Annotated in this window: 9 protein-coding genes and 2 pseudogenes; 9 read left to right on the plus strand and 2 right to left on the minus strand. The window is 65.6% G+C overall.

All coding sequences use genetic code 11. The features are described 5' to 3' along the window. The 9 genes and pseudogenes from ACYPXD_RS06060 to ACYPXD_RS06100 form a co-directional block, all read left to right on the plus strand. Positions 1–282, plus strand: a pseudogene (locus ACYPXD_RS06060) (DNA polymerase III subunit delta'); the annotation flags it as partial. 125 nt (positions 283–407) lie between these two features. Further along, positions 408–1,211, plus strand: coding sequence for a TatD family hydrolase (locus tag ACYPXD_RS06065; RefSeq protein ID WP_459708572.1), 804 nt, complete (start codon positions 408–410; stop codon positions 1,209–1,211). A gap of 64 nt (positions 1,212–1,275) precedes the next feature. After that, positions 1,276–2,061 carry an ankyrin repeat domain-containing protein gene (locus ACYPXD_RS06070; RefSeq protein WP_459708574.1) on the plus strand — a complete coding sequence of 262 codons (786 nt, stop codon included), beginning with the start codon at positions 1,276–1,278 and terminating at the stop codon, positions 2,059–2,061. A gap of 64 nt (positions 2,062–2,125) precedes the next feature. After that, entirely contained in the window at positions 2,126–2,482 is a 357-nt protein-coding gene (locus ACYPXD_RS06075) for a Rap1a/Tai family immunity protein (protein WP_219799994.1), read from the plus strand. Between the two features lie 201 nt (positions 2,483–2,683). Beyond that, positions 2,684–2,809, plus strand: a complete 126-nt coding sequence (locus tag ACYPXD_RS06080) for a hypothetical protein (RefSeq protein ID WP_459708577.1) — start codon at positions 2,684–2,686, stop codon at positions 2,807–2,809. 85 nt (positions 2,810–2,894) lie between these two features. Next, positions 2,895–4,337 carry a mechanosensitive ion channel family protein gene (locus tag ACYPXD_RS06085; RefSeq protein WP_459708579.1) on the plus strand — a complete coding sequence of 481 codons (1,443 nt, stop codon included), beginning with the start codon at positions 2,895–2,897 and terminating at the stop codon, positions 4,335–4,337. A gap of 147 nt (positions 4,338–4,484) precedes the next feature. Continuing rightward, positions 4,485–5,939 (plus strand): alpha,alpha-trehalose-phosphate synthase (UDP-forming), encoded by a 1,455-nt coding sequence (gene otsA, locus ACYPXD_RS06090; protein ID WP_459708582.1) that lies wholly within the window; start codon positions 4,485–4,487, stop codon positions 5,937–5,939. A 54-nt stretch (positions 5,940–5,993) separates the two neighbouring features. Next, complete coding sequence (locus ACYPXD_RS06095; RefSeq protein WP_459708586.1) at positions 5,994–7,157, plus strand: AAA family ATPase; 1,164 nt, start codon at positions 5,994–5,996, stop codon at positions 7,155–7,157. A gap of 320 nt (positions 7,158–7,477) precedes the next feature. Continuing rightward, entirely contained in the window at positions 7,478–8,548 is a 1,071-nt protein-coding gene (locus ACYPXD_RS06100) for a glycosyltransferase family 4 protein (protein WP_459708588.1), read from the plus strand. Between the two features lie 711 nt (positions 8,549–9,259). Here ACYPXD_RS06100 and ACYPXD_RS06105 read toward each other — a convergent pair. Both ACYPXD_RS06105 and ACYPXD_RS06110 read right to left on the minus strand, forming a co-directional pair. Then, entirely contained in the window at positions 9,260–9,847 is a 588-nt protein-coding gene (locus ACYPXD_RS06105; RefSeq protein WP_459708592.1) for a BPSL1445 family SYLF domain-containing lipoprotein, read from the minus strand. 362 nt (positions 9,848–10,209) lie between these two features. Continuing rightward, positions 10,210–10,594, minus strand: a pseudogene (locus ACYPXD_RS06110) (hypothetical protein); the annotation flags it as partial.

Consider the following 10,594-nt stretch of genomic DNA (forward strand, 5'->3'; position numbering starts at 1 on the left):
TTCGCGTGCGGCGAAACGCTGCAAAAGCTGCCGGTGCCGCTCGTGCTCGGCTGGCTGCAGCGCTGGCTCTACGATCTGCTCGCGCAGCGCACGGCCGGCGCGCCGCGCTACTTCCCGGACGCGACGGCCGCGCTCGCGCGCTGCGCGCAGGAGGCGGACCCCGGCGCATTCGCGCGTTTCATGAAAACCGTCACGCGGCAGCGCGCGGTCGAGAACCATCCGCTCAATGCGCGGCTCGTCTTCGAGGAACTGTTTCTCGGCTATCGCGCGCTGTTTGCGTAACGCATGCGCGGGACTGCCCGGGCCGGCTGCGCGCAAGCATGTCGGACCCGCGGGCGCGCGCGGTACGGCTTAAAAACGCGGCTCGGCGCAACTCAGCGCGGCCTAACGCTTAACCAGGACTTGCCATGTTTGTCGATTCACACTGCCATATCAATTTCGAGGGACTCGCCGATCGCCTGCCGCAGGTGCTCGACAAGATGCGCGAGCATGCGGTGACGCATGCGCTGTGCGTCTCGGTCGATCTCGAAACGCTGCCGTCGGTGCTCGATATCGCTGCGCGGCACGACAACATCTACGCGTCGGTCGGTGTGCATCCGGATCACGAAGAGGCGCGCGAGCCGAGCGTCGCGGAGCTGGTCGAGCTGGCGAAGCACCCGAAGGTGATCGCGATCGGCGAAACGGGCCTCGACTACTACCGCCTCGAAGGCCGCACGATCGCCGATATGGAATGGCAGCGCGAGCGCTTTCGCACGCATATCCGCGCCGCGCATGCCACGAAAAAGCCGCTCATCATCCATACGCGCGCGTCGGCCGACGACACGCTGCGCATCATGGCCGAAGAGCGCGCGGGCGACACCGGCGGCGTCATGCATTGCTTCACCGAACCGTGGCCGGTCGCCGAGCGCGCGCTCGAGCAGAACTTCCATATTTCGCTGTCGGGCATCGTGACGTTCAGGAGCGCGGCCGATGTGCAGGACGTCGCGCGCCGCGTGCCGCTCGATCGTTTGCTCATCGAAACAGACTCGCCGTACCTCGCGCCGGTGCCGTATCGCGGCAAGCCTAATGAACCTGCGTACGTAAGTTATGTCGGACGCTTCATCGCGCAGCAGCGCGACATGCCCGACGAGGAACTGGCCGCGGCGACGACGCGCAACTTCTTCCGGCTGTTCGGCCTGCAGGAACCGGCCGGCTTCCAAGTCGGCGGGTGATTGTCCAAGGCCCAGACCTTTTATTTTGATATCAATAAGATACCGAATATTATTAGAGTTAAATATGCAGAACTATTTCAGTGAACCCCGTACTCGTGGACCGCATGGACGGCGCGGCGCCGCCGCGCTGGCGACCGCCCGTGCCGCCGCCCGTGCGGTCGCGGCCGGCACGCTCGCCTGCGCGGCGTTCGCCGCGCTCGTTTCGCAGCCGGCCGCGGCGGCGCCCGCGGACACGATGATCAAGGCCGTCAAGTTCGACGACGTGAGCGAAGTGAAGAAGCAGCTCGCCAACGGCATGGACCCGAATATGGCCGACCCGTACGGCTATCCGCTGCTTGTGCTGGCCGCGCGCGAAAAGTCGGACAACGTCGCGGCGCTCCTGCTCGACAACCCGAAGACGAACATCGAGATCGTCGACAAGGCTGGCGAAAACGCGATGATGATGGCCGCATTGAATGGCGACGTCGATCTCGTGAAGCTGCTGATCTCGAAGGACGCCGAAGTCAACAAGAAGGGCTGGACGCCGCTGCACTACGCGGCGACCAACGGCCAGGATGCCGTCGTGAAGGTGCTGCTCGACCACTCCGCGTATATCGACGCCGGGTCGCCGAACGGCACGACGCCGCTCATGATGGCCGCGCGCGGCGGCCATGTGTCGACGGTGAAGCTGTTGCTCGACAGCGGCGCGGATCTGAACGTGAAGAACCAGCTGGGCCTCACGGCGCTCGACTTTGCGAAGCAGTACAAGGAACCGGACGTCGTCGACGGACTGACGGCGCGGATGAAGCAGGTGCAGCAACAGGCGCCCGCCGGCGGCGCTGCGCCGGCGTCGCAAAACAGTGCAAAATAGCGGGCCGGCCGAAGCCCGGAGTGGCCGGAAAAAATCTGCTCCGCTTATACCTCGAAGGATCAACATGCTGCGGGTTCTGATTTGCGCCAGCGTGCTCGCCGTGCCGCTGACGGCGAACGCGTTTACGGGGGCCGACCTCAACAAGCTGTGCACGAAGACCGATATTGCTTCGCGAAGCGCATGCGGCGCGTATATCGAAGGTGCGGCCGACGGGGTATTCAACACGATCGATGCGATCGGCGGCACGACCGGGCCGCGCGTCGGACAGTACTTCTGCCTGCCCCCCGAGGCGCGCTCGCAGCAGTTGACCGATGCGGTACGCAAATACATTGCGGAAAATCCCAACGCGGCGAGCTTCAATGCGAGCACGGCTGTGTCGCTCGGGCTGGGCAAGGCGTTTCCGTGTAAAGGGTCGAACTGAGGGATGGAATGCGGGCGTGCGCCTCAGTGCGCCTCAGTGCGCCACGTCACCTGGGCACCCTAACGGTCTGACCGGCCCGGCGGCCCGGCACCGGCAGCATCTCCAGCCGGTTGCTGCGCACGGCGCGGCGTCGCGGCCTCGATCGGCCTGACGCCGTCGGGCACAGGCACGAGCGCTGCTTCTCCGCTCGGCCCGCTTGATGTGATCAAATCGGTGATCACATCGGTGATCGCACCGGTGGCCACACCGGTCAACGCATCGGGCAGCACCCTCGCGCGCACCGTGCGCGCACCGTCCGCCGCTCATCGGCTGCGCATCGACGCCTGAGCCGCGCGGACCCGGCTCCCGGCCCTTGGCCTCTGGCTTGGCGCCGGTCCCATTCTCCGTAACCTTGACGAGGATCATTGCGTTGATGGTGACGTTCGACGACTTCAGCCGCATTGCCGCGGCACCGCTTCACTCGTGGCTCGGCACGTTCGTCGTGTCCGTCTGCTTCGTCGCGTTCGCCGGTGGCGTGCACTGGCTCGGGCAGCGCGTGCTGGTGCGCATCGCGCGGCCGTATCCGCTCATGAGCGTCGTGCTGCGCCATATCGGCCGGCCGGCGCGGTTCGTGGTGGCGATCGTCGCGCTCGAGATCGTCTGGTGGGAAGCGCCCGACACGCTGCTGCTGATCGGCGGCCTGCGCGATGCCGCCGCGTTCGCATTGATTGCGGCCATCACGTGGCTCACGGTGCGCATCGCGGCCTCGATCGGCGAGGCGATCGTCGCCGCGCATCCGCTCGATACCGCCGACAACCTGCAGGCGCGCCGCATCCATACGCAGGCGCGTGTGCTCGCGCGCTCGGTGATGGTGGTGATCGTCATCATCGGGATCGGCGCCGCGCTGATGACTTTCCCGAATGTCCGGCAGATCGGCGCGAGCCTGCTGGCCTCGGCCGGTGTCGCCGGTCTGGTCGCCGGTATTGCGGCGCGGCCTGTGCTCGGCAATCTGATCGCGGGCTTGCAGATCGCGTTGTCGCAGCCCATCCGGCTCGACGATGTGGTCGTGATCGAAGGCGAGTGGGGGCGCATCGAGGAAATCACGGGCACGTATGTGTCGGTGCGCCTGTGGGACCAGCGGCGTCTGATCGTGCCGCTGCAATGGTTCATCGAGAATCCGTTTCAGAACTGGACGCGCAACGATGCGCAGATTATCGGCAGCATGTTCATGTTCGTCGATTACCGGATGCCGCTTGCGCCGCTGCGCGACGAACTGGCGCGCATCGTCGAGGCGGCCCCCGAATGGGACGGCCGCGTGCAGGTGCTGCAGGTCACCGACGCGACCGAGCGCGCGATGCAGCTGCGCGTGCTGGTCAGCTCAAACGATTCGGGCCTCAACTGGGATTTACGCTGCCGCGTCCGCGAAGGCCTGGTGAGCTTCGTGCAGCGGCACTATCCGCAGTATCTGCCGCGCGCGCGTGCCGATCTCGCGGCGAACTGGGGCGCGGCGTCAGGCGATCTGGAGCATGCGGTGGAAGGTAGCGCCGCGGGCCGCAGCGGTCCCGCCGCGGACACGGGGGAGCTAGACTGGATGCCGAAGGCGACGCCCGCGCCGGCATCGAGCACCGCGGCGGACACCGCGGCGGACCCGGTGGCGAAGCGAAGCGGGCGCCGCGCGCGCGATCCGTCGGATGAGCGGTCAGGCGAGCGATCCGATGCGCAGCCGAATCAGCAACCGAATCAGCAACCGAATCAGCAACCGAATCAGCAACCGAATCAGCAACCGAATCAGCAACCGAATCAGCAACCGAATGAGCAGCCGAATGAGCAGCGCGCAGACCCGGGCCGCAAGCGCGTACCCGATCGCACAACGTGACCGGGCTTAACCGCTAAAGCGGGGAATAGCGGGCACCATGGTTCCGCACAACCGGATGATCGTGCAACCGATCCGGCGCAACGCCGGTCGAACCGGACACCAGGCTCGGCCTGATCTGAACCTGAACAGGATAAGGAGGACTACAGCATGGGCCGACTGATCGTCGTATCGAATCGCGTGGCGACGCCGACTGAAACCAAAGGCTCCGCTGGCGGCCTCGCGGTCGGCGTATTCGGCGCGTTAAAGGACACGGGCGGCGTCTGGTTTGGATGGAGCGGCGATGTCGTGAGCGAGACCGTCGCGAACGCGGGGCCGACGCTCGAGCAGGACGGCGCGGTGACCTTCGCCACCGTCGGCTTGACCCGCAAGGACTACGACCAGTACTACCGCGGCTTTTCGAATGCGACGCTCTGGCCGGTGTTCCACTACCGCAACGATCTCGCGCGCTATGAGCGCGACGAATACGCGGGCTACCGGCGCGTCAACGCCTGGCTTGCGCACAAGCTCGTCAAGCTGCTGCAGCCCGACGACATCATCTGGGCGCACGACTACCACCTGCTGCCGTTTGCCGAAGCGCTGCGCGCCGAAGGCGTGACGAACCGGATCGGCTTCTTTCTGCATATCCCGTTTCCGTCCCCGCAGATCCTCATCAACATCCCGCCGCACGAAGAACTCGTGAAGTCGTTGTGCTGCTACGACCTGATCGGCTTCCAGACCGATACCGACCAGCTCGCGTTTCACGACTATATCGAGCGCCATGCGCGCGGCATCGTGAAGCCGGGCGGCCATGTCGAAGCGTTCGGCCGCAAGCTGCGCACAGGCGTTTATCGCATCGGCGTGTTCCCCGACGAAATCGCCGAGCAGGCCAAACGCTACGAGAGCCGGCAGCATGTGATGGATCTCAAGCAGAGCCTCGAAGGGCGCAAGCTGATCATGAGCGTCGATCGGCTCGATTACTCGAAAGGGCTCGTCGAGCGTTTCCGCGCTTTCGAGCAACTGCTCGAGCGCTCGCCCGAATGGCGCGGCAACGTAACGCTCGTGCAGATCGCGCCGCCCACGCGCGCCGATGTGTCGACGTATCAGCAGATCCGTCAGGACCTCGAATATGAAGCAGGGCGCATCAACGGCCGCTACTCGGGCCTCGACTACACGCCGATCCGCTATCTGAATCAACGCTACGACCGCTGGAAGCTGATGTCGCTGTTTCGCGAATCGCAGATCGGCTTCGTCACGCCGCTGCACGACGGCATGAATCTCGTGGCGAAGGAGTACGTCGCCGCGCAAAACCCGGACGACCCGGGCGTGCTCGTGCTGTCGATGTTCGCGGGCGCCGCGGCCGAGCTGACCGGTTCGCTGATCGTGAACCCGCACGATTCGGTCGGCATGTGCGAGGCCCTGCAGCGCGCGCTGTCGATGCCGGTCGACGAGCGCAAGCGCCGCTACGAAACGAATATGGCCGCGCTGCGCAAGAACGACCTGGGCGTGTGGCGCGATACGTATTTGCGCGACCTGCGCGCGGTGCCGCTCGCGAAGGCTGCGCCGAATGGCGCAGGCCCCGGGGCGTCGCGCAAGGCGCAGGGCGGGGCGCCGGCGTCGTCGTGAGCGCCACGTTCGCCCGACGCTGAACCCACGCTCAACCGACGACCCGCCACCCGCGTGCTAACCACCCTCGCGATCGCCAACTACCGCTCGCTGCGCGACATGATCGTGCCGCTGGGCCGGCTCAATGTGGTGACCGGACCGAACGGCAGCGGCAAATCGAACGTCTATCGCTCGCTGCGGCTGCTCGCGGCGACCGCGCGCGGCGGCGTGATTCCGTCGCTGGCGCGTGAAGGCGGCCTGCAGTCGACGCTATGGGCGGGCCCCGAGCGCTTCTCGCGCGCGATGCGCGAAGGCGAACAGCCGGTGCAGGGCACGCGCCGCCACGAGCCCGTGAACTTGCGCCTGGGCTTTGCGGGCGACGCGTTCGGCTACGCGATCGACCTCGGCTTGCCGGTTCCGGGCCCCACGCAGTTCGGCCTCGACCCTGTCATCAAACGCGAATGCATCTGGAGCGGGCCGGTGTTGCGCCCGGCGGCGCTGCTCGTCGACCGTCACGGCGCCTCGTTGCGCATGCGTACCGACGGCGGCGACTGGCAGACCGTGCCGCAAACCGTGGCGAGTTTCGACAGCATGATGACCGAGTTCGCCGACCCGCGCGGCGCACCGGAAATGCTCGCGGTGCGCGAGCAGATCCGCTCGTGGCGCTTCTACGACTACTTTCGCACCGACGCGAGCGCGCCCGCGCGGCTGCCGCAAATCGGCACGCATACGCCGGTGCTCGCCGACGACGGCGCCGATCTCGCCGCCGCACTGCAGACGATCCGCGAGATCGGCTCGCCGCACGCCCTCGACGACGCGGTCGGCGACGCGTTTCCGGGCGCGCGCATCGACATCGCCAACCTCGACGGACGCTTCGAAGTGACGATGCGGCAGCATGGGCTGCTGCGGCCGTTGAAGGCCGCCGAACTGTCGGACGGCACGCTGCGCTATCTGCTGCTGGTCGCCGCGCTGCTGACGCCGCGTCCGCCCGCGCTGCTGGTGCTGAACGAACCTGAGACAAGCCTGCATCCGGACCTGTTGCCCGCGCTCGGACGGTTGATCGTGCAAGCATCGGCGCACTCGCAGGTGCTCGTGGTGTCGCATGCGGCGCGCCTCATTGCCGCGCTCGAGCGCGACAGCGGCAGCCACTCGCTGGTGCTCGAGAAGGAGCTTGGCGCGACGCGCATCGCGGGCAGCGACGAGCTCGACATCCCGGCATGGAAGTGGCCGGCGCGCTAGGCCGCACGTCGTCGCGCAGCGTGCGATGCCGCAGCGGGGCGGGGCCGATGGCCATTCGTGAGCGAATGTTTCCCGACTGTAACAGCGCTCTTCAAGTGAAATAGACGCAGTTTTTTTCGGCGACCCAGGCAATAATCGAGTCACGAAAGGAAAACGACAGGCAAATCGCCCACTAGAGACAAGGCATAAAGCCGTTGCGCATGGGAGGGTAAGCATGCGGAGCGGATCGCAGGTCGACAGGCTTGGCCGACCCTGCGGTTCGCTCCAATTGCCCGCTGGCCCGCCGCACTGGCATACTCGCTCGCCACTACGGAGACGCCATGAGAATTGCGCAGATCGCCCCCTTGACCGAATCGGTGCCGCCGAAGCTTTACGGCGGCACCGAGCGTGTCGTGTCGTACATCACCGAGGCGCTCGTCGACCTCGGGCACGACGTGACGCTCTTTGCAAGCGGCGATTCGGTGACGAACGCGAAGCTCGAAGCGGTCTGGCCGCGCGCGCTGCGCCTCGACCCCGGCATTCGCGACCGCGTCGCACCGCATATGCTGCTGATGGAACTGGTGCGCCGCCAGGCCGACCAGTTCGACGTGCTGCATTTCCATATGGATTACTACTCGTTCTCGGTGTTCAAGCGCCAGGAAACGCCGTTCGTCACGACCTTGCATGGCCGTCTCGATCTGCCGGAACAGCAGCCGGTGTTCGACACCTTCAACACCGCGCCGGTCATTTCGATTTCGAACTCGCAGCGCCAGCCGCTGCCGCAGGCGCGCTGGCTCACGACCGTCTATCACGGCCTGCCCGAAGCGCTGTATACGCCGCAGCCGGTCGAGCAGAAGTACCTCGCGTTCCTCGGCCGCATCTCGCCGGAGAAGCGTGTCGATACGGCGATCCGTATCGCGGGCCGCTGCGGCCTGCCGATCCGCATCGCGGCGAAAGTCGACGCGGCCGATCGCGAGTACTTCGAGCGCGATATCAAGCCGCTTTTCGACTTGCCGTATGTGGAGTACATCGGCGAGATCGCCGACGACCAGAAGGCCGAATTCCTGTCGGGCGCGCATGCGTTGCTGTTTCCGATCGACTGGCCCGAGCCGTTCGGTCTCGTGATGATCGAGGCGATGGCGTGCGGCACGCCGGTTATCGCCTTCAACCGCGGCGCGGTGCCGGAAGTGCTCGACGACGGCATATCGGGCTTTATCGTCGAAGACGAAATCGGCGCGGTCGCGGCGTTGAACCGCTTGCACAAGGTGCCGCGCGCCGGCGTGCGCCGGCGCTTCGAAGAGCGCTTCACATCGCACAGAATGGCCCAGCAATACGTTGACGCGTATCAGTCGGTGATTCGTGCACAGAAGCGCTCGCGCTTCAAGGTAATCGATACGTCGACGAGTCAGTGAGGTTGCGTTGCGCCGATAGGCCATGCAACGCAACCCGTGCCGACTGTCGAGCTCCGGCTTGTTACGCCTTGCCTGCTACTTCGGCCAGCGACCGGCGGGTCGTATGTCAGGCACCGGCGTCGGGTCTGTGATACGGCCGGTGGATGCCTGTACCGAACATCGGGGGGCGCCCGCGTGAAGAGTCGGCGCATTCGTGCGAGGGCGAGCACTCGCATGATGGCCGCTGGCGCACCTCTCCCGGATGGTGGCGCAAGGATGCATATTCGCTCGAACCGGCATCGGCACGCGGCGTAAAAGCCTGATTGGTGACGTTCATGTGTCCTTCCTTTAAAGCAGGTTGGAGAATCGCACGCGCTCGGCGAGGGCGCGCGATGGACACGTCGTTGCGCTGACGTGTTGTTTCCATTTTGCTTAGAGGCAGAACGGGCGGGAAATGCAGGAATACAGCGTGCAGGAATACAGCGTGCAGCGATACAGCGTGCAGCGATACAGCGGCCAGCATACGGCCAGCCGCGTTGCGACCCGGCGGCATTGCGCGCTGCTGCACAGGCATCGTGGTAAAAAGAATCTCGCGCCCGGATGAACCGAACCCACAAAGTCGGGTGCCGACTTTGTGGGTTCGGTTCAGCAAGACGCACGACGTGTGCGCGTCGGAAAGCCGTGTGCACGTACAGCGGGGAAGGCAGATACCCAGCCGAACGCGCTGCGCGGCTAGATCTTCAGCCGCGACACTTTCGTGCCCGCCAGCGAGACATCGGCCATCAAACCGGCATTGGTCAGGATGAACACTTCGACAGGCGCGGTCGCCGTGGTCGAATCGACCGCGCCGTTCGCGCCAACCTTCACGAGCGCGACCGACGCATCGGCGCCAACCGACCAGCCATCCGCACTGCGGAAGCGATCGAGCGCGTCCTGGGTCATGAAGCAGAAAATGATCGCCTTCGACTGCGCGCCGGCCTGCAGCCCAAACGAGCCCGACACAGTGCTGTAGTAGCCGACCGAACTGCCGCCCACGCGCAACGCACCTTCGCCGTATTGCCCGCCGACGATGAAGCCGACCTGAATCACAGATGGGAACACAAGCACGCCGCGCGACTTCGCGACCAGTTCGCGCGAACCGGTGACCGTGGAATAGAGCCGGGACATCGTGCCGTCGACGCTTGCGTCGATCGACTGGCGCTTCGACATATCGGTCGCGGCCGATTCTCCCGACGACCCGGTGGTGGTGCAGCCTGCCAGTGCAAGACTTCCGAAAGCGAGCGCAGCGCTACTTTTTAGAATGAAGTTTCGTCTTTGCATCGTTTTTCTCCATCGTGGTTCCGGGGATGCAGCCTCAGTTCACGCGGGTTGCGGTTTAGTTATAACACACAGATGAGTAAAGAGTGCCTTTTGGGGGCCGGCCGCAGCGCCTTGTGTGATGGGCGTTTCCGGTCGTGAGGCCGACACTTCGGGTAAATCTGACCTCGCGAATGACATGCACGGCATAGGTGCCTGCTGCGGATTCGCATGGCACGCGGCTCCCGCCGCAGCGGCATTGGACTGAGGATTGACGGGCCGCGCCGCGCGGCAGAAAACGCGTTGTTTTTACTGGGTTCGCGTGGCTGCCGCGGACCCATTGAAATGAGGTTGAAAGTGTTGCGACTGCGCATCACCGCCGGGAGCTAGCGATTCGCCGTGCCTTTGGCCGGATGCTGCGCGGAACCCGGCGTCGTGCCTGGCGCGGCGCCGCCCGGCACGACGTGACTGGCCACCTGATTCGCAGGCGGCCGGCGCAGTGCGCGCCGGATACCGCCGATCAGCACACCGATCACGAAGAGCGTCGCCGCCGGCACGACCCAATAACCGACGAACGCGTGCCACAGGTAAGACGCAAGCGTGCGTCGCCGCAGGTTGTATTCGTCGATGGCTTCCTGCTGGCGCGGCGCATTCGCGGCGAGCACATCGGCCGGGCAGCCGGCGTCGCGCGCGACCTCGGGTGTGCCGCGGCAGTGAGCGGGCGCGCCCGCGGCGCGCTGCGCATCGGTGAACTGCCAGCTCGTGAGCGCG

The organism is Paraburkholderia sp. 2C, assembly GCF_054589215.1.

Bases quoted from the DNA above. Each gene is read 5' to 3' on its own strand.
- ACYPXD_RS06065 (WP_459708572.1), top strand. From the start codon at position 408: ATGTTTGTCGATTCACACTGCCATATCAATTTCGAGGGACTCGCCGAT.
- ACYPXD_RS06070 (WP_459708574.1), top strand. From the start codon at position 1,276: ATGCAGAACTATTTCAGTGAACCCCGTACTCGTGGACCGCATGGACGG.
- ACYPXD_RS06075 (WP_219799994.1), top strand. From the start codon at position 2,126: ATGCTGCGGGTTCTGATTTGCGCCAGCGTGCTCGCCGTGCCGCTGACG.
- ACYPXD_RS06085 (WP_459708579.1), top strand. From the start codon at position 2,895: ATGGTGACGTTCGACGACTTCAGCCGCATTGCCGCGGCACCGCTTCAC.
- otsA (WP_459708582.1), top strand. From the start codon at position 4,485: ATGGGCCGACTGATCGTCGTATCGAATCGCGTGGCGACGCCGACTGAA.
- ACYPXD_RS06100 (WP_459708588.1), top strand. From the start codon at position 7,478: ATGAGAATTGCGCAGATCGCCCCCTTGACCGAATCGGTGCCGCCGAAG.
- ACYPXD_RS06105 (WP_459708592.1), bottom strand. From the start codon at position 9,847: ATGCAAAGACGAAACTTCATTCTAAAAAGTAGCGCTGCGCTCGCTTTC.